General features: G+C 68.9%; 24 protein-coding genes and 2 pseudogenes. 12 read left to right on the top strand and 14 right to left on the bottom strand.

All coding sequences use genetic code 11. The features are described 5' to 3' along the window. Positions 1 to 458: 458 nt before the first annotated feature. The 4 genes and pseudogenes from ABZ904_RS24790 to ABZ904_RS24805 form a co-directional block, all read left to right on the top strand. On the top strand, positions 459 to 1,394 hold the full coding sequence (locus tag ABZ904_RS24790; RefSeq protein ID WP_359412273.1) for a class I SAM-dependent methyltransferase: 936 nt from the start codon (positions 459 to 461) through the stop codon (positions 1,392 to 1,394). After that, entirely contained in the window at positions 1,391 to 1,903 is a 513-nt protein-coding gene (locus tag ABZ904_RS24795; protein WP_359412270.1) for a hypothetical protein, read from the top strand. Before ABZ904_RS24790 ends, ABZ904_RS24795 begins: the two co-directional genes overlap by 4 nt. 511 nt (positions 1,904 to 2,414) lie before the next feature. Next, the gene (locus ABZ904_RS24800) at positions 2,415 to 2,759 is read left to right on the top strand and encodes a hypothetical protein (protein WP_359412268.1); all 345 of its coding nucleotides are present in this window, start codon (positions 2,415 to 2,417) and stop codon (positions 2,757 to 2,759) included. Next, positions 2,750 to 2,851, top strand: a pseudogene (locus tag ABZ904_RS24805) (universal stress protein); the annotation flags it as partial. The gene ABZ904_RS24800 and the pseudogene ABZ904_RS24805, both read left to right, overlap by 10 nt. 114 nt (positions 2,852 to 2,965) lie before the next feature. Here ABZ904_RS24805 and ABZ904_RS24810 read toward each other — a convergent pair. The 6 genes from ABZ904_RS24810 to ABZ904_RS24835 all read right to left on the bottom strand — a co-directional run bounded on the left by ABZ904_RS24810 (position 2,966) and on the right by ABZ904_RS24835 (position 10,075). Further along, on the bottom strand, positions 2,966 to 4,639 hold the full coding sequence (locus ABZ904_RS24810) for an AMP-binding protein (RefSeq protein WP_361004855.1): 1,674 nt from the start codon (positions 4,637 to 4,639) through the stop codon (positions 2,966 to 2,968). Positions 4,640 to 4,802: 163 nt separating this feature from the next. Further along, on the bottom strand, positions 4,803 to 5,669 hold the full coding sequence (locus ABZ904_RS24815; RefSeq protein ID WP_361004852.1) for an acyl-ACP desaturase: 867 nt from the start codon (positions 5,667 to 5,669) through the stop codon (positions 4,803 to 4,805). A gap of 86 nt (positions 5,670 to 5,755) precedes the next feature. Then, the gene (locus ABZ904_RS24820) at positions 5,756 to 6,007 is read right to left on the bottom strand and encodes an acyl carrier protein (protein WP_359411982.1); all 252 of its coding nucleotides are present in this window, start codon (positions 6,005 to 6,007) and stop codon (positions 5,756 to 5,758) included. Next, positions 6,004 to 6,585 (bottom strand): PaaI family thioesterase, encoded by a 582-nt coding sequence (locus tag ABZ904_RS24825; RefSeq protein ID WP_359411985.1) that lies wholly within the window; start codon positions 6,583 to 6,585, stop codon positions 6,004 to 6,006. Before ABZ904_RS24825 ends, ABZ904_RS24820 begins: the two co-directional genes overlap by 4 nt. Then, on the bottom strand, positions 6,582 to 8,243 hold the full coding sequence (locus ABZ904_RS24830; RefSeq protein WP_359411988.1) for an AMP-binding protein: 1,662 nt from the start codon (positions 8,241 to 8,243) through the stop codon (positions 6,582 to 6,584). Before ABZ904_RS24830 ends, ABZ904_RS24825 begins: the two co-directional genes overlap by 4 nt. 218 nt (positions 8,244 to 8,461) lie before the next feature. Beyond that, on the bottom strand, positions 8,462 to 10,075 hold the full coding sequence (locus ABZ904_RS24835; RefSeq protein WP_361004842.1) for an aromatic amino acid ammonia-lyase: 1,614 nt from the start codon (positions 10,073 to 10,075) through the stop codon (positions 8,462 to 8,464). Between the two features lie 472 nt (positions 10,076 to 10,547). On the opposite strand from ABZ904_RS24835, the gene ABZ904_RS24840 reads away from it, so the two are divergent. Next, positions 10,548 to 11,579: a MarR family transcriptional regulator gene (locus tag ABZ904_RS24840; RefSeq protein WP_361825532.1), complete on the top strand. Its 1,032-nt coding sequence runs from the start codon at positions 10,548 to 10,550 to the stop codon at positions 11,577 to 11,579. Positions 11,580 to 11,783: 204 nt separating this feature from the next. Here the strand turns inward: ABZ904_RS24840 and ABZ904_RS24845 are convergent, their stop codons facing one another. The 4 genes from ABZ904_RS24845 to ABZ904_RS24860 form a co-directional block, all read right to left on the bottom strand. Further along, positions 11,784 to 12,314, bottom strand: a complete 531-nt coding sequence (locus ABZ904_RS24845) for a hypothetical protein (protein ID WP_361004859.1) — start codon at positions 12,312 to 12,314, stop codon at positions 11,784 to 11,786. Positions 12,315 to 12,434: 120 nt separating this feature from the next. Then, positions 12,435 to 12,713, bottom strand: coding sequence for a hypothetical protein (locus ABZ904_RS24850; RefSeq protein WP_361004836.1), 279 nt, complete (start codon positions 12,711 to 12,713; stop codon positions 12,435 to 12,437). A 30-nt stretch (positions 12,714 to 12,743) separates the two neighbouring features. Continuing rightward, a complete protein-coding gene (locus ABZ904_RS24855; protein WP_361004833.1) occupies positions 12,744 to 14,942 on the bottom strand; it encodes a phosphodiester glycosidase family protein in 2,199 nt (732 codons plus the stop codon). Between the two features lie 18 nt (positions 14,943 to 14,960). Continuing rightward, positions 14,961 to 16,001, bottom strand: a complete 1,041-nt coding sequence (locus ABZ904_RS24860; protein WP_361825534.1) for a hypothetical protein — start codon at positions 15,999 to 16,001, stop codon at positions 14,961 to 14,963. A 150-nt stretch (positions 16,002 to 16,151) separates the two neighbouring features. Between ABZ904_RS24860 and ABZ904_RS24865 the strand changes: the two genes are divergently transcribed. Together ABZ904_RS24865 and ABZ904_RS24870 are read left to right on the top strand one after the other, a co-directional pair. Next, entirely contained in the window at positions 16,152 to 16,508 is a 357-nt protein-coding gene (locus ABZ904_RS24865) for a hypothetical protein (protein WP_361825536.1), read from the top strand. Positions 16,509 to 16,627: 119 nt separating this feature from the next. After that, on the top strand, positions 16,628 to 16,933 hold the full coding sequence (locus tag ABZ904_RS24870; protein WP_359399525.1) for a hypothetical protein: 306 nt from the start codon (positions 16,628 to 16,630) through the stop codon (positions 16,931 to 16,933). A gap of 31 nt (positions 16,934 to 16,964) precedes the next feature. Here ABZ904_RS24870 and ABZ904_RS24875 read toward each other — a convergent pair whose 3' ends face one another. Further along, complete coding sequence (locus ABZ904_RS24875; RefSeq protein ID WP_361825606.1) at positions 16,965 to 17,129, bottom strand: hypothetical protein; 165 nt, start codon at positions 17,127 to 17,129, stop codon at positions 16,965 to 16,967. Positions 17,130 to 17,525: 396 nt separating this feature from the next. On the opposite strand from ABZ904_RS24875, the gene ABZ904_RS24880 reads away from it, so the two are divergent. After that, a complete protein-coding gene (locus ABZ904_RS24880) occupies positions 17,526 to 18,608 on the top strand; it encodes a hypothetical protein (RefSeq protein ID WP_361825538.1) in 1,083 nt (360 codons plus the stop codon). Between the two features lie 307 nt (positions 18,609 to 18,915). Beyond that, complete coding sequence (locus ABZ904_RS24885) at positions 18,916 to 19,164, top strand: hypothetical protein (RefSeq protein ID WP_361825540.1); 249 nt, start codon at positions 18,916 to 18,918, stop codon at positions 19,162 to 19,164. 435 nt (positions 19,165 to 19,599) lie between these two features. On the opposite strand, the gene ABZ904_RS24890 is transcribed toward ABZ904_RS24885, so the two are convergent. Then, positions 19,600 to 19,818: a hypothetical protein gene (locus ABZ904_RS24890; protein ID WP_359399531.1), complete on the bottom strand. Its 219-nt coding sequence runs from the start codon at positions 19,816 to 19,818 to the stop codon at positions 19,600 to 19,602. Beyond that, on the bottom strand, positions 19,811 to 21,295 hold the full coding sequence (locus ABZ904_RS24895) for an MFS transporter (protein ID WP_361825543.1): 1,485 nt from the start codon (positions 21,293 to 21,295) through the stop codon (positions 19,811 to 19,813). Before ABZ904_RS24895 ends, ABZ904_RS24890 begins: the two co-directional genes overlap by 8 nt. Here ABZ904_RS24895 and ABZ904_RS24900 point away from each other — a divergent pair. After that, positions 21,186 to 21,485 (top strand): hypothetical protein, encoded by a 300-nt coding sequence (locus ABZ904_RS24900; RefSeq protein ID WP_361825608.1) that lies wholly within the window; start codon positions 21,186 to 21,188, stop codon positions 21,483 to 21,485. The genes ABZ904_RS24895 and ABZ904_RS24900 overlap by 110 nt on opposite strands. Before the next feature lie 93 nt (positions 21,486 to 21,578). Here the strand turns inward: ABZ904_RS24900 and ABZ904_RS24905 are convergent, their stop codons facing one another. Continuing rightward, entirely contained in the window at positions 21,579 to 22,406 is an 828-nt protein-coding gene (locus ABZ904_RS24905) for an enoyl-CoA hydratase/isomerase family protein (protein WP_359399535.1), read from the bottom strand. Positions 22,407 to 22,559: 153 nt separating this feature from the next. Here ABZ904_RS24905 and ABZ904_RS24910 point away from each other — a divergent pair, with 153 nt between their 5' ends. Continuing rightward, entirely contained in the window at positions 22,560 to 23,492 is a 933-nt protein-coding gene (locus tag ABZ904_RS24910; RefSeq protein ID WP_359399537.1) for a LysR substrate-binding domain-containing protein, read from the top strand. A gap of 123 nt (positions 23,493 to 23,615) precedes the next feature. Continuing rightward, positions 23,616 to 24,110 (top strand): annotated as a pseudogene (locus ABZ904_RS24915) (ISAzo13 family transposase); the annotation flags it as partial. Between the last annotated feature and the right edge of the window lie 58 nt (positions 24,111 to 24,168).

Raw genomic sequence — 24,168 nt, forward strand, 5'->3', positions numbered from 1 at the left:
CCGGTAGCCAGCGAAGTTATCAGCCGTCCCGCCTTGTTCCCGTGGTGCGCGGTGTGGTGGGGCGCATTTACCACCCTGTCGGTCGACCCCGCTGGCGGTGCACGTCACCTCGCATACCGAGGTGACCGCCCTGCCCGGGACACTCGCGGCGTTCGGACTCGCGGGCTTTGGGTCTCGTGCTCGCTGTCGCGGGGTGCAGATGGCAAGCCGAGGCGCGGCGTCGGGAGGGGCGCGGGTTGCAAGGACTTCCGCCGTCGACCGTGAGCGCTACGTTCAGCGGCAAGTTGGTAGTGCACATTGGGTCCGTGAGGCTCGTTGCAAGCCGGCATCCGCGAGCGAATCGAAATGTGCACGGGTCTCGACAGCACCGGTGTCGAAAGACTGCGGGAGGTTGTGGACACTCCACGGTGGAAGTTGGCCCGCCGGGCTTGGCAGGGAAGGCCGTAGGGTTCTGCCTCGTGCACCAGCTTGAGATTTCCGACCTGATCACGGCGGTGGAACCACGCAGCGGCCACCGGCTCCCGGTCCGGCGCGCCGAGGTGATCCAGCGGCTCCGCGAGAGCGGAGACGAGCGTGCGGCCCGGATCGTCGCCGGGCTGCCCACGGACCAGGACGGCGTACTCGACCCGCATGCCGTGGACCGCCTGCTCATCAGCGTGCACACCGAACTCCAACGTCTGAGCGAGGAGCTACGGCTCGGCGAACGTCTGGTCCACCTGCTCGGCCCGCTCTTCACCGCGATTCGGTCGACTACTGGGCAGCCCGGGCCGTACCGCCTCGTCGACGTCGGTTGCGGCCTGGGCTACCTGGTCCGCTGGCTGGCGACTACCGACGCCCTCGGCGCGGACGTCGAGCTGGTCGGCGTCGACCTAGACGCCACGCTGGTCGGCGAAGCGGACCGCCTGGCCCACGCAGAGGGGCTCAACTGCCGTTTCGTCCGTGGAAATGCCTTCGACCTGCCGGAGGCCGCGACCGTCTATGTCTCCACCGGCGTGCTGCACCATTTCCGTGGCCCCGCTCTGGCCGAGTTCTTCCAGGCCCAGGCCGCCTCACCGGCGCAGGCCTTCTGCCACTTCGACATCGCAGCGACCCGTCTCGCGCCCATTGGCGCGTGGATCTTCCATCGTGCCCGGATGCGCAACCCGCTCGGCCGCCACGACGGCGTCGTCTCCGCACTGCGCGCGCACAGCGACGAGACACTGTTGCGCGCGGCTGCGGTACCCGGCATCCGCGCACTGCTGTACGAGCCGCGCGGCGCGGTGAACCCGTTCTGCACCACGTTGCGCCCGATCATCGGGGTGCGCCCGCAACTGGAGGCGCCGCTTCGCCGAGCCCTCGGACGGGACGCACGCCGCATGGTCGGCCAGGAGCACCTCGCCGAGACCACCCGATGACGCCCGCCATACCGCTTGTACTCCTCGGTCTGGTCGATGCGGCGTTCAGCGGCTTCCGTGCCTATGCCGGCAGCGACGCCCGCATCCGTAAACAACGGGCCACCATCCGAGCCGCCCTGCGTGGGCTGGCCGTTGGGGCCGTCCTGCTGCTCGCTCCCACGCTGACCGCCGTCCTCCTGCTGCTGACCACACGCGATCCGGCACGGACCTACAACACTCTGACTGCCGGCGGCCTCGGCTACCTGCTCCCGCTCACTGTCTACGCCACCGCCGTACTCCTTTCGCTCGCCGCCTACTTCGCCCTGCCGTTTCGCGCCAGCACCCTCGCGATAGTTGTCGGCCTCGGCCCGTTGACCTTGCTGCGCCCGCTCGCCATTGCCGCCGCCTGCCTCGGCGCGGTCGTCAACGGCGGCGGTGGGTCCGCCCTGCTGGTCGGCACAGTCGCAGGCGCCGCCGTGCTGTGCGTCGAACCTGCGGTGCACCGACGCTGGTACCACCCAGTGCGGTAGAGAGCCTGGGTGACGTCGTGCGGTTGCCACCGAGTGTCACGGTGATGACTGAGCCGGTGCTGCTCCTTCTCAGGATCTGGTCCAAGTTCGGTGGAGCGGTGACGCTGAGTGCTGTCGGCCGCATGTGATGGGTGCGCGGAGAGTTCTGCAGCCATCGCCTTCAGGCTGACCCTCACCCCGGATATGTCGGCAAGCCGGGTGCCGGCGCGACCGTCGCCAGCCTGTGACCCGCAACCTGTGCCTCGCCGGCCGCCCATCCACTGCCGTGTTTCTGTCGTGTCCGCAGCGCGGGTCCGCTCGTGATGAGTGCGGTGCCCGCCGACAGCCTGGGCACGCCCGAAACCCGCCGCGTCGCACTCAATCAACTGCTGCCGCACTGCCTCCGTGCGCGGGGCGATGGCCCGCGCGGCGGTCGCGATCCCCGCGATCAGCGGTGTGCGTGGAATCCGGATGTCCACTGGACTGGCGTGCGGCGTCGCACGTGAGGTGGCAGGATCTGGGGGTGTCCGTCGTGAGCAAGCTGCAGATCAAGCCCGGTCAGAGTGTCGCAGTCCTGGGCAAGCCCAACGACGTCCACCTGGAGGTCGAGGCCGCGGGTGACGCGGCTTCGGCCGACGCGGTGCTCGCCTTTGTGACCACCTCCGGTGACCTTCTCGGAGCGGGTGCGCAGGCGGCGCTTGCCGCCGCGCAGCGCGATGCCCTCGCCTGGGTGGCCTATCCGAAGGGCGGCAAGCTGGGAACGGATCTGAACCGCGACGTCCTGGCCGCCGCCCTTTCCGAGCGGGGCGTGCGGCCCGTGCGGCAGATTGCCATCGACGACACCTGGTCGGCGCTCCGGTTCCGGCCCGGCGACTGATCCGTACGCCCGTGGGTGCTCGGATCGGATCGGTCGCGCACGGGGTGCTGCACCACGCCGAGTGCCCAGTGGTCGTGGTGCCGCACGAGTGAGCCGCAGCCGGTCGCGAAGGTCCCGCCGCGCGTCCGGAGTGCGCGGGCGGGACCTTCGCGGGAGGGCTTTTGTGGAGGCGCGGTGGGTGTCGGCCGACTTCCCGCGACCGGACGTCACACGGCCGGCCGGTTCGCCGGGCGACCGTCCTTCAGTTGGGCGCGGAGAAGATCCTTGCGGACCTTTCCCGTGGCGTTGCGCGGCAGCTCTGTCGTCATTTCGAGCCGACTGGGCTGGTACCACTCGGTCATGCCGCGGGCGGTGAGGAACTCCCGCAGTCCGGCGAGCGTGGGTGAGGCCGGGCCGGGAACGACGACCGCGCAGGCGAGTTCCTCGCCCCGATCGTCCACGTAGCCGACGAGGGCGACATCGTGGACGTCGGGGTGTGCGAGCAGTTCCGTCTCGACGTCGTTGATCGGGATCATGAAGGAGCCGCCGATGCGGTCGGCGGTCCGGCCGATGATGCGCAGGCCTCCCCGACCGTCTGGAACGGCCAGGTCACCGGTGTCGTACCAGCCGTTGTCCACGTCGGCTGTCACCCGCAGCCGGCCGCTGTCCCGGCCGAAGGTCGCCAGGCACACACCGCCGCCGCGGACGAAGAGCCGGGCGGGCTGCTCGGCGGTGGGCGGGGTGCCGGTGTCGGACCGGAAGTCGAGTTCCAGTCCAGCTCCGGGCCTGCCGTCGCTCTGCGAACCCCACAGCGGCGGATCATCGTGGCGGGTCCATGTGTGACCAGGTACTTCGGTCATTCCCCACAGGGTGCGCAGCGGCACGCCCCAGGTCTGCGGAACGGAGGCGACCAACTGCCCGGGCACCGTGGTGGCGCCGCTGAGCACCATGCGCGGCAGGAACTCGGGCCGGGGTCGCACCTGCGCGGCGGCTACCAGGGCGGTCACGAACGTCGGCGCACCCGCCAGGACGGTGGTCTCGCTCTCGGTGACGATGTCCAGTGCGCCCTTGGGGTCCCAGACGTCCGACAGCACGGAGGCACCGCCGACCAGCAGCGGGATCATGATGTTGTACATCAACCCGAAGATGTGGGTCAGCGCCTGGGTCGTGAAGAACCGGTCCCGGGTGCCGAGCCCCTCCGCGTGGGCTATCGCCGAAGCCCCCGCGTAGAGCGTGTTGAAGGTGTGCAGTACACCCTTGGGCTCGCCGGAGGTTCCCGAGGTGAACAGGACCACCGCCACCCGGTCCGGGTCCTCGGTGAGCGCACCCGGGAATGTCCCGGGCTGTCGCTCCCGCGGTGTCTCCTCGAAGTGACGGCCGAAGTCCACCGTGCCTTTGGGGGCGTTGCCCCTGGCGATGACCACCCGGTGCCGCAGCCTGGGCAGCCGGGGCGCCATGTCAGCCACCGCGTCCGCGTATCGCACGCCACCGTACTCGTCGGCCGTGACGCACACGTCGGCCTCCAGCCGCACCAGGATGCGCTCCAGCTCGCGTGGGCCGATGGACGGCATGACGGGTGCGACGACGGCCCCGACCCGTGCGCAGGCCAGCAGCAGTGCGCTCACCTGCCACCAGTTGGGCAACTGCATCGCGACGACCTGCCCCGGTCCGACGTCGAGCTCGGTCAGTGCCCTGGCGAACCGCTCGACGTAGTCACTGAGTTCGCGGTACGTGAGCCGGCGCATGCCCGTGCCGGCCCGGTGTGCGATCACCGCGGTGGCTTCCGGCGTCTCGTTGCGCCATTTGCGCAAGTCGGCCAGGGGCCCTTCGGTCCGCCAGACGCCCGTCTCGCGGTACTCCCGTATCAGGTCCTGACCAGGCCTCAGTTCGGACAAGATCACCTGTACACTCCCCATCTCGCAGTCAGTCGATCGGTGTCGGCCGGGCTCGATGAGCCTTCTGCCTCGCCTGGTGGCTCCGGTCGCAGGCCGGCTCTGTCGCGGTGAGCGGCGGGAGCCGGTCTCCGACGGGGCGCCGGCAGCGCGGGAGGGCCTGGCTTGCTCGTCACGGCATTCTCTGGACGGTGCGGAGGAAGTGGCCGAAGTCGTCGGCCTCGCGCGTGCCGAGTGTGTCCACGAAGCGACGGACCAGCTTGTCCAGCGCGTAGTACGCCTCGGTGTGGTCGTGGCCGACCCGGTCGACGACTTTGAGCGCGATGCGCCAGTACCCGTCGTAGACGCCGTCCAGGGGCATCCGGAAGGTGGCCAGCACGTCCCTGGCGCGGTCCAGGGTGCGTGGACCGACGCGTCCCAGCGACTCCTCGATCAGGCGTGAGTAGAAAGCGAAGTGGCGAGCCTCGTCCCGGCTCATGAAGTGCAGCAGCTGCCGCAGCACGGGTTCTTGGACCACCTGGCGGTAGTGCTGGTAGAAGAGCTGCGTTGCCTTCTCCTGCATGAACAGGTAGAGGAATGCTTCCAGCGGGTCCTCGTACGGCATGGCGAAGGGTTTGCGGCCGACCTCGGCCAGGTCCTCGGCGAGGGTGGCCTCGTCCGCGATCTCCGACACCAGCTGGTAGCGGCTGAGCGCCGACGCGTGCTTCTCCTCGTCGTTCGCCCAGGCGAAGAGGAAGCGGGCGTACTCGCGATTGCGGTGGTAGGTCGTGGTGGTGATGTCACCGGTCGTGGGAAAGGCCGACAGGTTGAAGCTCAGGAAGGCCGGAATGTGGTCCTCGACGTAGGTGACGAACCGCACGATGGAGTGATCGTCGTCGGTCAGTCTCTCCGGACGGACCGCGGACCAGTCCACATCGGCCAGTGACCAGGGATGTTCGGCCGTTCGTCGTACGGTGGTCTCCGCGGACCTGCGGATCGCCGCGATCTCGGAATCGGCGATCTCGGATGCCGCGGTGTCCGTCTCCACAGGCTGTTCCATCGTCATCGTTCTCCGGAAGCTCTCTCAGGTCTTCGGTGCGGCCGTCGGTGCGCACGCTCGCCCGACCGCACCGGAGGGGTGTGGGGTCACGCCGCTGCGCGGAGGGCCGCTGCGAGACTGTCGACGAGGTCGCCGACCGTCCTGGCGCCGAACAGGGCCTCGTCGTCGAACTCGGCACCGGCTGACCGCTCGAGGGCCGAGGCGATCCTGACCAGCCGCAGTGAGTCGATGCTCGGCAGTTCCTGAAGGAGGTCGGACTCCTGCACCGGGCGGCCCTCCAGCGGCAGCACCGTTGCGAGCTCCTTCACTACCATGGCAAGCAGTTCGTCCCTGTTCACGGTTGTGTCCTCTCTGTGTCGTCCATCGCACATGTCGCGGTGGAGTCGGATTCGGCGCCGATACGGTCCGATGGGGCCAGATGGGGCCTGAGACGGGCAGCCGCCTCGCCGCCGACCGCCATCAGGTCGCCGAGGTGCTCAGGCCGGACGTGCGCATAGGTCGCCTCCGCGACCAGGGCCTGCGCACCCTCCGGTGTCACCACCTCGGCCTCGGTCCGGTAACCGCCCTCCCAGGACCGGGTGATGCGAGCGATGATCCGGTACGGCCGGCCGGTCGCGACCGGCTGCAGAAATCGGGTGCGCAGGGTGGCGGAGAAGACCAGGACGCCGCGTTCGATCAGGATCAAGTTGGCCATCACGTCGTCCACCGCGGTGGTGACTATCCCGCCGTGCGTGATCCCCGGATAGGAGCACAGGTCGGGGCCGAAGACCACCGTGCAGGCCACTTCGTCAGGTGCGGTCCGGCGCGGGTCGAGCCGCAGCCCCTGCGGGTGGTGCGACGAGCAGCCGAAGCAACGGAACCAGGGTTGGTCGCGCAGCCCCGCCGTGCCGGCGGCGTGACCGTTCCACCCGCTCACCCTGCCGTCACCGCCATCCGGGCCGCCTTGCCGCGCTGCCACTTGCCGCTGGTGGTGCGAGGCAGTTGCCCGGGGCGGACCAGGTGCACCCGGATCGCCGACAGTCCGAGTTCGGTGGCGATTCGCGCCCGGATCCGCTCGGCCAGTTGCTCGTGGTGCTCCTTGGTCTCCGCCACCACCGTGAGGTACTCGGCCTCCTCGGGCACCGCGACGCAGCGCCGCCGGAACACGCCGGGAACGTCGCGGACGACGGCCTCGACGTCCTGTGCGAAGAAGTTCCGGCCGCCGACGATGACCATGTCCTTGAGACGGCCGGCCACGTAAAGCCGGTCTTCGTGTCGGAACGCCAGGTCGCCGGTGCGCAGCCATCCGCCCTCGAAGAGCGACCGGGTGGCCTTCGGTGCCCGGTAGTACGCTTCGGTGACCGCTTCGCCGCGGATCCGGACCTCCGCCAGTTCCCCGTCCGGGGCCGGGTCGCCCGCGCTGGTGACCAGCCGCAGCTGCATACCGTCGACCGGCCGGCCGACCGCGACGACCGGTTTCGCCTCCGGGTCCGTGGCGTCCACCAGGCGGACCTCGCCTGCGTCCACGAGCAGCCGGCGGTCGACGTGCAGGACGTGCGGTGCCTCGTCGGGTGCCGGGAAGGTCACCGCGAGTGTGGCCTCGGCCATCCCGTACACCGGGAACATCGCCGACGCACGGAAGCCCGCCGGGGCCAGCCGCCGGCAAAACGCCTCGACCGTCGCCGCCGACACCGGTTCCGACCCGTTGAACGCGAACCGCCAGCTGCTCAGGTCCAGTTCCCGCACCGTCTGGTCGTCGACGGTGGCCAGTATGAGGTCGTAGCCGAAGTCCGGGCCACACGTGACGGTGCCTCGGTGCTCGGCGAAGTAACGCAGGAACCCGGCCGGGCGGCGGATGAATCCGCCCGGGCTGAAGGTGTGGGTGGTGGCGCCGTGCAGCAGGTAGGCAAGCCAGCCGAAGAGGCCCATGTCGTGGAAGTGGGGGACCCACTGGATGAACACGTCGTCGGGTGACACCTCGGCGGACACTCCGATCGACCGCAGTCCGGCCAGCACGGTGCGGTGGCGCAGCACCACGCCCTTGGGATCGGAGGTGCTGCCCGAGGTGTACTGGATGACAGCGATGTCGTCCGGTAGCACCTCGGGCAGGGCAGGCTGATCTACGCCGGTGGCGTCCGCCTCGGGGGACGGGGGTCGGGAGAAGAGCGCCACACCGTCGGGCAGCCGAAGGACGGTCAGGCCCGGGCGGGCCGCGCGTACGAGATCACCCAGGTCCTTCTGCGAGTCGTCCACCAGCAGATACCGAATCTCGGCTGCGTCCAGGAAACTGATCACATGGCGCGCCGCCGAGTCGAGGTCGCGCATCATGGGCGGAGTGGGCAGCAGGCTCACCGCAGCTCCGGTGAAGGTGACGCCGAACAGGCCCACCAGTACCTGCGGTCCGGTGGCGGAGAGCAGGCCCACGACGTGCCCGCGCCGGACCCCGGCCTCGGCGACTCGGGCCGCGAAGTCGGTGGCGTGCTCGAGCAGCCGGCGGACGGTGACCTTCTCACCGAGCTCCGGGAAGACCACGGGCCGGTCGGGCCAGCGGTTCGCACAGTCATGGAGGGCGCCGACCAGGGTCGTCGCTGTCAACACCATTGCCTCCCACGGGCGCTGGACGGTCAGGAATCAGGCAGGCCTGATTCCGGTGCGGTACGGAAGAAGAAACAACAGGGGAACCGACGGCCCCCGGGGCGGCGCGAGGTATGCGTTCCCAGGCTCGGCAGAGCCGGGGGCCCGGCGGTGGACGCGATGACGCCGTTGCTCCCTCCACTGCCGAGGCGGTGTGGACGGGAGCGGGGTCCAGCGGGTCAACCGGCCATGACCGCGCGGCGGAGGGAGCCGTCGATGAGCAGCCTGGCGGTCCGCTGGAACTCGTCGCCCAAGGGGCGGTCCTCCTGGACGAAGGGGACGATGCCGCGCAGGTGCCTGTGGGCGCGGGTGGTGCGGGGGCCGAGTCCGTCCGTGCCGATGATGTCCGCGGCCTGGCAGAGTGCCACCAGGTGGATCGCGGTCACCTCGCTGATCAGGGCGACAGCGGTCCTGGCGTGCCGGGCGGCGATGGTGCCCATGCTGACCTTGTCCTGGTTGTGTGCCTCGGTCGACCGGGAGAAGGAACTTACCGGCATGGTCAGATGGAGGGCCTCGGCGGTCAGAGCGGAGGCTGCGATCTGCGCCCCCTTGAAGCCGTGGTGCAATCCGGCCGCCGGATCGGTGGCCTTGACCGGGGCGATGAGGTTCGCCGGGAGCCCCAGGCTGAACTTCGGGTCCACCAGCAACTGCACCTGCCGGTCCAGGAGGTCGCCCACGCTGGCCACAGCCGTGGCCAGCGCGCTGGCGGCCTGGGCTACATGCCCGCCGTAGAAGTTGCCGCTGTTGTGGACGAGGGACGACTGCGCGTCGAACAGGGGGTTGTCGTTGGAGGAGTTGATCTCATTGGCGATCCACTGTTCGGCCCACTGCAAGGTGTCGCGCAGCACGCCGATCACGTGGGGGGCGCAACGGATGGAGTACGGGTCCTGGATGCCGCGTTCGAGTTCCCGATAGGTGACGCCCTCGTCCATGTCGCCTCCCCGGAGGTCGGCGTCGGCGCCGATCAGGGCGGATCCTTCGAGCATCTGCCGGATGTTCTCCGCGCTGGTGATCTGGCCCGGGTGCGGCTTGTTGATGTGCGGGAATGCGGTGAACTGGTCCTTGCTGCTCCTGCGTACCTCGGCGGCCAGCGCCGTGCACAGTTCGGCGCACCAGGCGAGTTCGCGTGCCTCGGTGAAGGCCAGCGTCAGATACGCAGACATGAAAGACGTGCCGTTGACCAGGGCGAGGCCTTCCTTGGCCTGTAGTTCCACCGGCTGCAGACCGGCAGCGCGCAGGGCCTCGGCGGCCGGCATCCGTTCGCCCCGGTAGGTGACGGTGCCTTCGCCGGTGAGCGACGCCGCCAGATAGCTCAAAGGTGCAAGGTCGCCGCTGGCGCCCACCGAGCCCCGTTCCGGGATCTGCGGCAGGATGTCGTGGTGCAGCATGTCCAGGATGAGGCGGACAGGCTCCTGCCGGATGGCGGAGTGCCCTCGGGCGGCACAGTTGGCGCGTATCAGCATGGTCGCGCGAATGACCTCGTCCGGCGCCACCGGCCCGGTGCCCACCCGCAGGAACCGGAGCAGGTTCCGCTGCAGGGCCACCGTCTTCTCGGGGCTGATCTGGCGGCTGCTGCTGTCACCGAAGCCCGTGGTGACGCCGTAGATAGGTATCCCGGATTCGATGAGGGCTTCCTTGACGTGAAGAGACTTCTTCATCCGCAGGACCGCGTCCTCCGACAGGTCCAGCCTCGCTCCGTCCCGAAGCGTGGAAACCCGGTAGACCTCGTCCATGCCCAGATGGTGACCGTCGAGGTGTATTTCGGGCTTCTCGGCGGGAGAGGCGTCGTACATCGTGGATCTCTTTCGTCGTGCAGAGAACAAGGATTATGTGTGACAGGCGGCACGAGGGGAGCTCGTATGCGCGAATGACATGGCGTCAGTCGGCGTGGCATTCCGCATGCCCCGCACCGATGAGCTGAGCGCATCCACGCAATGACGGAGGACACCGCAGCCGGCTTTTTTCACATGCTCACGAGTTGCCGCGGCGGTCATTCCGTCAGGCGGCCGACGTTAACGCGATCCCCGTGTCCGCCTGAGGCGCCGGGCACCTGTGGCATCTTCCCCAAGTCCCGGGCCGGCGCAGGTCGAAGGTGCGCACATGCCGAGGTGGGCACGGGGCGCCGCATCATGCCGCCACAGGACACCTCCCTCGGCCATATGCCGTGCCGGCTGGCGGATCCAGCTTCTCTGTGCCTGGATACGATGGCGACCTCATTCGGCCTGAACCGAAGAAGGACATTCTGGAAGGAACTCCCAGGCTGCCATGGTCTACCGCATACACTTCACGGTTCAGGACCTGGCCCGGACGCGTGTGGCTGAGACCGCTATGCCGCTGCACGAGCTGGAACTCGCGGCGCGCGCCCTGCAGAGCCGCAACCAGCCCGCCCGGTTCGATGCCTGGCGACACCGTGCCCGCGCACAACTGTCTGCCCAAGCCCGCATGGCGCTCGCCCTCATACCCGCCGTGGGAAGCTCACCGAATTTCCTCAGTCCCACCGAATCGGGAACAGCCGGGGAGCTGCTGGAACAGGTATGCGGCACACCTCGCGAACGCATCAGGGCGGACATGCTCGAAACGGCACAACATCGTCCCTCCCTGCCCGCATGGACCCGCCACCTGGCCGACGATGCCACGCTGCTCGCCGAGCTCTGCACAGGGCTCAGCCACCTCCACGCGACCCTGCTCGCACCCCACTGGGCCCAGTTCACGGAACACCTGGCGGTCGACCGGACCCTGCGCCTGCAGCACGTGCTCAGCGGCGGTGTGGAACAGCTGCTCACCCTGGCCAACCCCCGGTGGATGCGATGGAATCCGCCTGTTCTGGAAATCCGGATGGTCAACGGCGCCGATCGTGACCTCCATCTGGAAGGGCAAGGCCTCCTGCTCCTTCCCTCGATGTTCGGCACGCGCGCGATCGTGACCGACGGCAGGCCCGTGTCCGTGAGCTATCCGGCCTTCCAGAACCAGCACCCCAACGAAATCACCGCTCATGCCTCCATGCCCGGCTACGGGCGTTCCTCCAGTGTGTCGACGCTCCTGGGGCGCACCCGCACGGTGGTGCTGTCCGTCATCGCGGAGCACCAGGGCTGCTCCACCAAGGAACTGGCCGATCGCGCCGCCATCGCAGCCGCCAGCGCCAGCGAGCACGCGACCGTCCTCCGGGAAGCCGGATTGATCCGCTCCCTGCGCCACCGGAACTCCGTGCTTCACAGCCTCACCCCTCTCGGCCGGGCCCTCCTCAACACCTCGGGAGAGCTGAGCACCGAGCGGCTGCCTGGCCGCAGGAGGGTGTGACGCCGTCGCTGTTCACCGCACCCGCTCGCAGGCCAGGGGACGGAGCGGCCGCCAACGGTGCAGCCGTCGGCGGCAGTCATGGCAAGCACTCTCGCGATGCTAGTCAGGCGTGGACTCGCGTACTGACCGGTCCCCTTCGCGATCTTCCGAAGGGATCGCGCCTCGCTGGAGGGGGATCGTGCTTCAACGCGGCGTGATCGTCTCCTACGGGACTGTCGGCCGCCGGTGTGTGAAGTTCGGCCAGGCCCATGCCGACGGGCTGCGCCGCCGCCAACCTTCACGGCCGTTGCCGCCGCCCTTCGGCGCCGCCGGGGCCGGTCGGAGGAAGACGTCGAGCTGCAGCGGCCTGGTGCTTGCCGGGTCGGCGCGGTAGCCGCCGAGGCTGGTCACGCCCTCTTCCCGCAGCGCGTCCTCGTCCAGATAGCAGTTCCCGGTGGCCTCCTCGGCCGGGCGGGTGAGGATCGCATAGGCGGCGTCGGCCATGATGTGAGGGGTGCGGCTGACCGTCACCGACTCCTCCGCACCGTGGAGCATGGCGGTGGCGGCGGTGGCGATGAGGGTGCGCGGCGTCTCGCGCACCCACTCCGGGTCCTCGTCGGTGAACACGACCGCATGGGCGGTGATGGACGGCACGCCCGTGTCCCGGTTCGAGGGCTGCTGCACCACGGTCGTACCGCCCTCCGCGGGCGGGAAGACACCGCGCGCCGCCGAGTTCAAACGGCACCCCCGGCACATCATGACGTCCACCGTCGGCCTGTCGCCCGTCTCCTTGCCGCGCAACGCCCGGAACGGGCGCTGAGGGCGAGCACATACGTGCTCGCCCTCAGCGAGACTGCCTAGCGCGGCGGGAACCGCTCAGGAGCGGCCGACCTCGATGGTCTTCGAGGTCGTGATCGGCGTGAGCGAACTGTCGTCCGTGTAGGCGCGCATCGAGTCGTTCGTCACCGAGACGGTCACCGAGCCACGGCGCAGCGCGGTGAGCGTGCGGGTCTGCGGGTCGAGGATCGCGACCTTGCCCTCGTCGCGGGCCTTGTCGATGGCCTGCTTACCGCTGCCGATGGCGAGATTGGACGAGCCGCTCCAGTCGACCGACATCGGGTACTGCAGCGGCACCACACGCGTACCCGTCGACACGCCCTCCGGCTGCACGATGCTGCCCGAGAGCTACGCGGTCTTGCCGACCTCGAGCGAGTCCGGGGCGTTCAGCGTGATGGACTGCGCGAAGGCGCGTACGTCGGCCTCGAGCCACTGCTGGTTCGCGCTCCGGTCCGCGTCGACGGACCAGTCGACCCATCCGGTGAAGCCACCGCGGTCGGGCGTGCCGTACGGGTCCTTGCCGGACGACGGCAGCACTGTGTACGGGACACCCTCGATGCGGTGGACGTTGGCGATCTGGGCGTGCGATCCGACCATCGCGGCGCCCTTGCCCGCGGAGTCACGGAAGTCCGTGAGCATGTGCTCGACGAGCGCGGCCTCGTCGCGGTCGCCGAGCTGGCTGGCCTTCGTCTCGGCGGGGTCGTCCACCGGGTGGTGGGCGAAGACCATGACGTTGTGGACCGACTTGTCGTTCTTGGCGTCGGCGAGGGCCTTCTGGAGCATCGGGAGCTGGTCCCACGCCGTCCCGCGCAGCGTCCCGACGGAGCTGGCGAGCAGGATGAACCGCGTGCCCTTGTGGTCGAACGTCCGGTACGGCTGGCCGAACTCCTTGGTGAAGTTGGTCAGGTCCTGCTGGACGTTGTCGAGGCCGTAGGACTCGTGGTTGCCCGGCACGTAGTAGCAGGGAACCGAGCCGGCCTGCGGGTCCGGCGTGCTGTTCTCCGCCGGCTCCTGGCCGACCGGTATGAGGTCGCACCCGGCGTCGGTGAGTACCTTGCGGGCCAGCGAGAGGTCCTGCGGCAGGCCACGGTCGGTGACGTCACCATTGAGGACGATCAGGTCCGGATTGGTCTTGCGGATCCGCTGGATGGCCGTCGTCGCGACCTGGGTCAGCGCCGGGTTGTCGGCGGTGAACTGCACGTCCGACAGCGTGGCGAACTTCCACGTGTCGTGGCCCTGGAGCAGCGAGCCGTCGTCGGAGACGAGCGGGTCGGGCTGCAGGTCGGGCTGGGCGGGCAGATCGATCGACGTCGGGACGTCGGCCTCGACGCGGTCCAGGATGAACGTGCCCGTCTTCTGCTGGGCGACGCTGGTGTTGATGCCCTGGAAGCCCGAGATCGCGATCGGGAACTTCGTGTTCGCCGGCAGCGTGAACGACGCGTTCTGCCAGTTGTCGCTCGCGGTCAGCCCGGTGCCGTAGACGCCGTTGCTCTTGCCGTCCGCGTCGACGTAGCTGATGTAGGTCAGGCCGTTCGGCACGCTGATGCTCGACTTGAGCCGCATCCGCAGGCGCAGCGGCTGGCCCGGCACCTGGATGCGCCCGGACGCCGCCTTCACGGTGATGCCCACGTTGCGCATCGCGTTGAAGTCGATCCGCAGGCCCTCGGGGTCCGCCGAGAACGTCGTGGCGGCGGTGCTGTTGTTGCGCCAGCGGCCGAGCACGTCGTCGTCGAAGTCGTAGACCGTCTTGGTCTGCACGCCGACGGTGATCGGGAGCTGGACCGACTTGCCGCCGACCGAGACCTTGAGGATCGTGCCCGCGTTGGTGAGCGGGGTGACCTTCAGCTTGCCGTTCACGGACGTGATGTCGACGACGCTGTGGTCGTAGTCGAGCGAGAGGTCCTGCGGGTCGATCGGAGCCGTGTAGCCCTGGGCGTCGCGGCCGGTCACGGCGACGGTGACCGCGTTGTCGGGCGTCGCATCGGCGATCGACAGGCGCTCGGACGACAGCTCCACGCTGTTGACCGGGCCGAGTACGGAGACCTTCTCGTGCGCCTTCTTGTTACCCACATGCGCGTGGACCTTGATCGCGCCGTGCGCCTTGGCCGGGGCCGCGAGCGTGCCGTCTTGGACGCTCGCTCCGTTCGCGTTCCATCGCACGGACTGCGGGTCGACCGTCACCGGCGTCTCGTGGTCGTCGACGCCCTCCGCGACGAGCGCGCGGTGCAGCCCCGGGAAGACCTTCACGCCGCCGTCGGCCGACGCCGCACCCGGCGCGGCCTTGACGAGGAGCTGGTCCAGCTTGCCGTCGCCCTTCGTGACGAACACGCCGACGCCGTTGGGGTCGTTGCGCTCTCCACCGTCGGACGGGGCGTTGCGGACGGTCGCGGAGTCCTCGCCGAGCGCGCGGGCGACCATCGTGGTCGAGCCGCCGCCGTCGAGATTGACCGCGGTCTCCACGCCCATCGCGGCGAGTTCACGCGCTTCCTCGTCGATCCCGGTGCCGCCCTTGCCGGTGCCGCCCGGGCCGTCCCAGGTGGCGAGCACGAGCTTCTTGCCGCCGTCCTAGAAGCCGAGCGCGGTGCGCGGGGCTATCGAGGTGTCGAGACCGCTGACGACCTTGCCGCCGGAGACGATGGTGCCGCCGTGGCCGAGCGCGAACTTCATCGTCTTGGCAACGTTGTCGGCGAGATCGTAGTCGAGCTTCACCGGGTCGCCGGGCTGCAGCGCGCGGAGCGCGGTCGCCGCGGCGCCACGCCCGACGAGCACGAAGCTGTCGTCCGCGATCGTCCCCGAGCCCGCGGAACCGTTCGGCGTGACCGACACGACCGAGCCGTTCTTGACGAGCACCTCGGCGATCTGGTCGTTGGGCACGCCCGTCAGGCCGCGGTTGCGGCTGTAGTCGCCCCACGCCGACGTGAACGCGATCAGACCGTCCGCGGGGACCCCGCCGCCGTTCGCGGCGTTGAGCGACAGCACCTTGTGGTCCGCGCCCGCGAAGTTCGCGTTCGCGTCGACCGTGAGGTCCACGAGCTGGGCGATGCCGTCCTTGCTGACGCCCACGTGCTGACGGCCGCCGGTGTCGGCGGACTTGATCAGCTTCCCGTCCTGGACCTCGCCACCGAGGGCCGCATTGGAGTTGCCGATGTCGAAGAACTCGCCGTTGACGCCCGCGACGGCGCCGGCCTTGTTGGCGGCCTTGCTGAGCGGGCCGCCGGAGGCGACTGGTCCGGAGGTCAGCAAGTCCGTGCCGACCGCGCTGTTGGACAGGTCCACGTGCAGGAACTGCGCGTCGTACCAGCCCTTCTGGGCGAGCGCCTTCACGTGCTGGAGGTCGATCCCCGGGCCGATCTTCTCGGACGTGTTGGTCAGGGGGATTCCGCCGGTGACGGGAGCACCGGTGTCCGGTGCACCGGTGACGGGCGTACCGGTGGTCTGAGCACCGGTGACCGGCACACCGGTGACCGGGTCAATGTTGGCCGGAGCAACGGCGACGGGCGCGAGCGGGCCGCTGTCCGCGTACGCGACGGCAGGTGCGGCGGCGAGCGCGGTCGCTGTGGCGAGCACGACCAGCAGTGGTCTCGTGCGTCGATGGTTCAAGACCATGGGAACCTCGGGTCAGGAGAGGAAGCGGAGAAACCTTCCCGCTACGCCCATTTCGATCATGGGCGCACACCCGATTACAAAGTATCGACCAAAACGTGCGAACGACGCGATCGCGAGCCTTAGGTGAACGCTGGCTGTAACTTGCATCTTGTGGGTGCCTACAAGTTGATGATCCGTCAGGGATGTGTCGCATGCCGATCTAGGCACCACGACAGCCTCGGACCGAGTGCCGGCCACCTCACGCTCGCCCTCGCCCTCGTGCTCCCGCTCCTGGCGACCTCGGTCGGCGCGGCCCTCGGTCTCCTGCTCAACCTGCTCTTTCCGCGTCTGTCCCAGCCCGGAGCCGGCGCCCTGGCGGGCAACGGCGGCGGCCGCGTAAACCTGGCCGCGATGCTGCCCGGCTTCGGCGCCCTGCCGGCTATGGCCATCGCCCGGGACCCGCTCGGCCCGACACGGCCGCTGCTGTACGCAGGCTTGGTGACCGTGTTGACACGGCGGGCGGCCTGATCGGCATCGCAAAGGGCGCCCGCCCGGAGTCGGTGCTGTCGTCGCCGGCGCGAGACACCTCGACACGAGGCAGCAACCCGACACAACCAAGCAACTACGCATGGAATTCGGAGACGGTCATGGTGAAGGTCCTCATCGACATCCGTCCGTCGCTGGTGGCACTTTTCTTCCACCGCGCCTTCACCAGGCCGGTGGTGGAGATCGACGGTGTCCAATGGCCTGCCACGTGGGGCACAACGGAAGTCTCCCTCGAGGCGGGAGCTCACGAGATCGCCGTGTTCTTCCGCTACAAGGGCCAGCGCACGGCCCGCCTCGGCATGGGCACGCAGGAGTTGACGGTGCGCGACGACACCAGCACACCGGCGCGGGTGACAGCGCGCCTGGGCCCGCGCAACGGCAGCACCTTCAAGGTCACGTCCGTCTGAGGCACCCGGGAGACTCGGAGTACTGGAATGTTCAGCCCCGCTCCATCACGAGATCAAGGACCGACTGCCAGTCCCTCACCGAGGCGTCGGGCACCCAGACGTCCGGCAACGACCCCATCACCTCGGGGTCGAAGAACCACCTGACGTTCTCCCACAGCAGATCAGCCGCCGCCCTATCCTGCCTCTCCGCCGCCACTTCACCGACCGGATTCCTTGGCCGCGTCTCTTCCGTGTTCGACCCTCCTCGCCCCACCTGAGGCCGGGTTGATCGTTGGGAACGATGTGTCGCCCTGGCCTCGGCGGCCGAGCTCCAGGGTGGGGATGCGGCGGCCGCGGTCCGTACGAGATGGGGGAGAGGCACGAGGGTGGTCCTTTCGAAGATCACGGGCGGCGCTCGAACGGCCTGTTGGTGGAGTTCCCCGACATCGACTACATCGACGTCGACTACTGATCGAGCACCCTGTGCGCTTGTGCAGGTGACTGGGCGTGACGGAGCCCTTCACTCGGAGAGTGAGCGCTCCAGTTGGCAACTCTGCCGCTGAGTTGCTCACCTCAGGCCATGCCTGCCGGGCCTTGCGGCATGATTGCGACCATGCGTAGAGGGGTGGGTGGGGGGCTGCGCCGGCTGTGGCCATGGCGCGGACGCGATGCGTCGGCGCTCGCTGAGATCGAGGCCGAGATCACTGCTTTCGGCGAGGCTCTCAACGTCCATTCCTTCAGCCCCGGCCGGCCCGGTGCCACCGATGAGATGCGAGCCGAACTGGCGCGTGCCCTTGACGCATACGAGCAGGCGAAGCGGGACTTCACCGGCGCCCGGACGCGGGCGGACACACTTGACGCCCTGCGCGCACTGGACGAGGGCAGGCACGCGCTGGCCTGTCTGGACGCACTGCTCGCCGGCCGACGACCGCCAGAGCACATGTCGCTGTGCTTTTTCGACGCTCGGCACGGCCAGGCCAGCAAGCAGGTCAGCTGGGCTCCTCCCGGGGGTGTCGCCCGCAACATCGCCGTGTGCGCAGCGGACGCGGTCCGCCTGGCGGAGAGCCGGAGCCCCGTCACTCCGCAGCCGGGTCAGGAAAGCAGGGTCCGCGTACAACCGCGCGGGTCCAAGCCTCGTACGACGCCGCCGGTGCGTGCCCCCCAGCCGCAGGTCAGCGGGAAGGGCGGTAGCGGTGAGCAAACGCATCAACTGGCAATGCCGTCATACCGTCCGGCCGTGATGGTCTTCTCGACCAACGGGCAGACACGTGTCCACCTGCGCTTCGAGGGCAGGAAGGGGCGCTCCTCACGCCTCTACCGGCTGTCCGGCGACGGCACCCCCATCACCGCGCGGATTCCGCTGCCGGAGGGGAACAAGGCGATCGCCTTCCGAGTGTTCGCCGCCGGCGACCGGGAGGCATGGACGGCGACCGCGGTACCGCTGCGAGAAGTCCCGTGCTTCCACGACGAGATCAACGGGACCGGATCGGATGTCGTCCACTACCGAGGGGAACCTGGCCCAGGCGCCCTGCACTACGCGGGCCCGAGCCTGATCCAGTTGGAGGCGCTGGACGACTGCCTCGCCTACGGGGTGACGGTGGCCGAGGGCCGCGCAGGGGAGCATACGTTCCAGTGGCCGGGCCGCGGCTACTACCAGGTGCGCTCCGCGGGGGCGTGGAGTCTGTCCGCCACGTGACGGAAGGCGGACAGCTGCGATTGAGCCGGGACGTGCGATGACAATGCCTCGCGGCCACGCCAACACGAGGACGGCCTCGCGGGCATACGGCTGCACCGGCTCGGCGGCCATCATGCGCAACGGGCCAACTGAACGCACGCACCAGGTGGCCGCCGCGCTGGACGGCGAAGCGCCGACCGCCTGCCGAGGGTGCCACCAGTGGTCGGGACATGGTGCCGGACAGTGGTACCTGAGGGAGGAACACTTCGACGAGGGCCGGGGTGACCGCCCACTACTGGTACCCGCAAGGCTTTCCACCCTGGCGGCCGTGACCGTGCACGGGTGCACCGGGCCCCAGGTCGACTTGGACGGTATTCGGCTGATCGGCCGGACGGTCTCCGAGGTCGACGCAGAGGTGATCCAGTACATCGAGGACCGCGACCTGGGCTGGCTGATCTACGGCGACGGTGGTCCGGGACCGGAGGAGCTCAACATGTACGTGCGGGCCACCAGAGCCGGGGACACCGTCGCCAGCGGGGCCCGCTTTTTCGCACAGGACTGGGAGGACCACGGCTGATGCCGCACCCTCGGCGGCTCCACGTTCGGCATCCGGCGCCTCGCCGACTTGAACGGGGAGCCCGCCACTCTTCAGGCTCTCGTCGCTCGCGAGCTGCGGCCGCTGACGTGCGTCGCCGGGCAGCACACTCGCGGCCGGGCGGCCGGTCTGAAGGTGACAAGGTGACCGCGAAGGATCCCGGACCCGAACCCGAGTGGGAGGCACAGGACAAGCCCGGCAACGGACGCGAGCAAAACGCCGGGGGCGGCAGGCTGTTCGCGACGCCAAGACGGATGACCCGTCCGCCTGGGGACCGGGCGGACGTGCGCCCAGAGACACAGCTGCCCGCCAGCTCCACGGGTTCGGGGGCCGGCGGGCCAGCGCCTCGAAGGGTGCCCCTCGCGGGGTACGCCCGTCGCTACGCCCGCCAGCTGCCGCGCGGAAGGACCGAGCAGATCACCGCCCCCTCGGCCACACCTCGGGGCCGCCTCCGTACCACTCGATCAAGGGCGAGTCAGCCACGTCAACCTCGTCCAGGTCCTCCGCGCCGGCGCGCTGCAGGAACACGCTCAGATCTCGAAGGCTGTACGCCACACCCAGGACCTCGTCATCGACGTGAACGCACCGGCCCCCGCCCTCGGCGGGCGCGTCCACGGTCACGCGGCGCTCAGTCATACCCCCAGCCTCGCCCGCGGATCGTTTCCCCGCACGCTGGGACGGCTGTCAGTGGATGGCTACCATGGCCCCGCCGCCCGCCTGGGACCTGCACGAATCGACGTTCAACACGGAGATCGTCGTCAGTGAGCTGGTGACCAACGCCATCCGCTACAGCGGGCCCCGTGCAATTGCGTCTGATCCGGCAGGACAGGCTTTGATCTGCGAAGTGTCCGACGGGAGTAACACCGCTCCTCACCTGCCGGGCTCGCATGTTCGAGAGGGTGGCGAGTGCGCTGCCCACCGTTCGTGCGACGGAGTTGACGCTGTTGACTACGCCTGTATCTGCCCGGCTGACGTGTTCGCTGAGCAACGCGGGGAGAGTGGCATATCCGAAGACTACTGCGGCGAAGATGCCCACAGTTGCAAGGATGACCTCCCAGGAGTGGTCATAGAAGAAGGCGAGCGCCGTGAACGCGACCGCGGCCAGCAGCATGGCAAGGACGAGGGTTGCCCGTGGGCCGAGCCGCACCACGAGCTCTCCGCCCAGCGGGGATGTCACCAGGCCGGACAGAGCACCGGGCAGCAAGTAGACGAGGCTGGTGCTGAGTACCGACGCGCCGAAGCCGTAGCCGGCCGCCGCGCGAGGGGTTTCGACGAGCGAGGTCACCCCGAGGAAGCCGGCGAAGTACGCGATCCCGAGGACGAGTCCGGCCACGTTGGCGATGACGAGCGGCCGGCGGCTGAGCATCTGCGTCGTGACGAGGGCCTCGGGGGTGGCCCGCTCAAGAAGAACGAACACGCTGAACATCGCAGCTGCTCCGATGAGGCAGCCGCTGACGCCCAGGGAGTTCCAGCCCCACCGGTTGCCCTGGGAGAGCGGGGTGAGCAGCAGGACGAGCGTGGCGGCAAGGACGGCGGCGCCGGCCCGGTCGGCTCGCCGCTGGGCCGAGGGACGCCGAGCCGGAATGGTGAGCCAGGTCAGGACGAGCGCCAGGACGGTGAGCACTGCGGCAAGCCAGAACACCCGCCGGTAGTCGCCACCGTGGTTGGTCAGCAGGCCGGTCGCGGCCAGGGCGACGCCTCCGCCGACGGACAGCATCCCGCTGACGTCGGCCATGGCCCGCGTCACCCGCTCCGCCGGGATCTCCTCGCGGACGATTCCGACGGCGATCGGGAAAATGCCGTAGCCGGTGCCTTGGAGCGCTCGGCCGACGAGCAGAAGGGGAAGGCTGTGGGTCACCGCGGCGATCAGCGAGCCGGCCAGGACGGTAACGAGTATGCCCAGCAGAACGGGGCGCCGGTGGCTGTCAAGCTGCTGGGCGAGGTCTATGGGCTGATGGCCTGGTCTGGGGCTTGGCCGTGCTGCGGCGCGGGACCCGCAGCAGGTGGACGGCCACGACGACACGATCGCGGCCTTTCGGGGCATGGTGGCTCGCCCGGATGGCACCGCCGTCGTGGCGGCACAGGCGTCGATCGGATCGGGCGGGCCGCGCATCCGGCGGGCCTTTGCGGTCCGGATGGTCTGTGCCGACGACCGCGGCACCGGGAGCGATCAGCACCCGGGCGAGTTCAATTCCATGGGCGCCGGTGCGATCACGCCCGAAACGATGATGTGGCCGCCCCAGATCGCCGCGTCGGGGCAAGGCTTGGCGACGTCGGCGGAGGCGAACCCATGGTCACTGTGACCGTGGGCGGTGTCAGGTGTTGCTGAGGGATGTCCCAGCAATCTGTCCGGATCGGTCCGGGCCGGCTGTGGGCCGGCGACAGGAGCCGGCTGACTACACGTCGTCGGGGTCGTCGTCGAGCAGGCTGGGCAGGTGTGCGCCGAATCTGTTCTCCAGGTCGCTTTCCTGCTGCATCCCGCGCTTGAACAGGGCGGTGACTCGCTGCTGGGTTTCGGGCCAGGCAAGGGTGCCGTAGAAGGCGTCGCGGGCTTCGAGGAGCCTGTCGAGGGTCGGCAGGGAGACCTGGTTGACGAGGCTCTTCGCTGTCTCGATCGGGCGCCGGTCGAAGGAGGCGAGGCGCCGTGCGAGGGTGTCGACGAAGCCGTCCAGTTCATTGTCGGGAAGGGACCGGTTGACCCAGCCGTAGCGTTCGGCGGTGTCGGCGTCGAAGTCGTCCGCGCTGAGGATGATTTCCAGCGCGCGGCCTCGGCCGGTCAGCATCGGAAGTCGCTCGGTGCCGCCGGCACCGGGGATGACTCCCGCGCCGACCTCGGGCTGGCCGAGGAGGGCGTTCTCGCGGGAGGCGAAGCGCATGTCGCAGGCGAGGACGAATTCGCTGCCCAAGCCACGGACGCGGCCGCGGATCTTCGCGAGGCTCACCACGGGGGACTTGGTGAGGCGGACCAGGGTGTCCATAAGGACATTCATGCCGGAAGGGCCGGCACTGTTGGTGTAGTCCCGTGACTTGCCGGACATGTCGGAGTGGGCGAGGTAGAAGTCGAGGCTTGCGCTCTCAAAGACGATGACGCGCAGGTCCGGGCTGGCGTCCATCCGCGCGAGCAGGTCCTGTAGGCCCTCGAAGACGGTTTGGTCGACCACGTTGAGGGGCGGGTTGTCGAACAAAACTCGCCAATACGCCGGCGACTCCTCGCTGATGTGCACAGATGATGATTTTCCGGTTGTGCCGCTCATATTGATCTTCCCGGGTCGCCTGGTGGGACGTTTATGCAGGTCACCGGCTCTCCGCTCGGTGAGTTGCGAGTGCCGGACCAGTCGACACCAATCGGACCATCCTGTCCAATATATGATTGTGGCATGGTCGATATGATCAATAGTATTTCTCTGACCAGGCGCCTGTTGGAGCAGTTTCTGGTCGTGGCTGACGAGAAGCATTTCGGGCGTGCAGCAGAGCGTCTTGGCATGAGCCAGCCGCCGCTGAGCCAGTCGATACAGCGCCTGGAGCGCGGTCTGGATGTGCGCCTGTTCGAGCGGGGCCCAGGAGGCGTTCGTCTGACGTCGGCAGGTGCGGCCTTTGTTGTGGATGCGCGGCGGCTCCTCGATGCGCAGGAGGCGGCTATCGAGCGGGTGCGACGGGTTGCCAGCGGCCTGGAAGGGGACATCCATGTCGGCTACGTGACCATCCTCAGCCACCTCTACGTGCCCAGGCTGCTGCGGGCGGTAGCTGAGGAGCTGCCCGGACTGCGGGTGCACCTGCACCAGAACTCCCCGGTCGCCATCGCCGAGAAGGTGCGCTCCGGCACGCTGGACCTGGGGTACCTGCGCGACACCTCTCCCCTGTCCGGTGATCTGGCCAGCGAAGTCTTCGCCGTCGAGCGCCTCACCGCAGCTCTGCCGCAGGATCACCCGCTGGCCGAGGCCGACGAGATCGGATTGGAGGCTCTGCGCGACCAAGACTTCGTTCTTCCAAACGCGACGGTCCTTCCCGCGCTGGCCGAACAAGTCCAGCTCGCCTGCCACCACGCAGGGTTCACTCCCCGCAGACGTGCCGCGGCCGACGACCTCAGCGGCCTCCTCAGCTACGTCGCCTCCGGACTGTGCGTGAGTCTCCTGTCCGAAGGTTTGCGGGATTTCGGCGTCCCCGGGATCGTCTTTGTTCCGGTGCGAGGGTCGTCTCCGTATCTGGAGACCACAGTGTTTGCCATACACCGGCCCGACGCCGACGCCGCAGTCCTTCGCCTGCTGGAAGTGATCAGGCGCACGCAACGGCGTGACCCGCCGCGACCGTAGCCTCCAGCTGCTCTGCGAAGGCAAGGCTCCCGCGCAAGCGGTCATCGCCTGCGCTGCCGACGGTTGTCGGTCTCGGCGTTCAAAGCCGTCGATGGGATCGGTGCGCAGGTGCGGGCGAGGCCGATGATAGGGGCCGAGGCCTGGATCCTGGGCCACGGCGGTATCCAGGCGGTCGCGCGGGCGGCCCATGTCAGCGAGACAACGGTCCGAAGGGCGGGACGAATCGGAGGCCTGCGAGGAGCCTCTGGGTCGGGTACGCATGCCCTGTGGTGGTCGGAAGAAGGCCGTGGACCTTGAGCCGGGGCTGCTGCCCGCCCAGCCGCCACTGGTGGCACCTGACGAGCGGGGCGATCCGATGTCGCCACTGCGTTGGACGGTGAAGTCGACCAGGAGCCTCATCGCCGAGTTCACCCGTCAGGGACACAGGACAGGCTCGGACACGGTCGGGGACCTGCTGCGTGAGGAGGGCTTCAGCCTGCAGGTCGGCGCCAGGACCATCTAAGGCAAGCAGCACCCAGACCGTGACGTCCAGTTCGCTACATCAATGAGCGGGCCATGGAGCACATGGGTGCTGGCCAGCCGGTGATCAGCGTCGACACGAAGAAGAAGGAACGCGTGAACGGGTCCGTCAGCAGGCTGACGGACCCTCATGCAAGATCGAGGTTACGTAACGCCA

This window comes from Streptomyces sp. NPDC046900, from assembly GCF_040644975.1.
GTDB lineage: Bacteria > Actinomycetota > Actinomycetes > Streptomycetales > Streptomycetaceae > Streptomyces.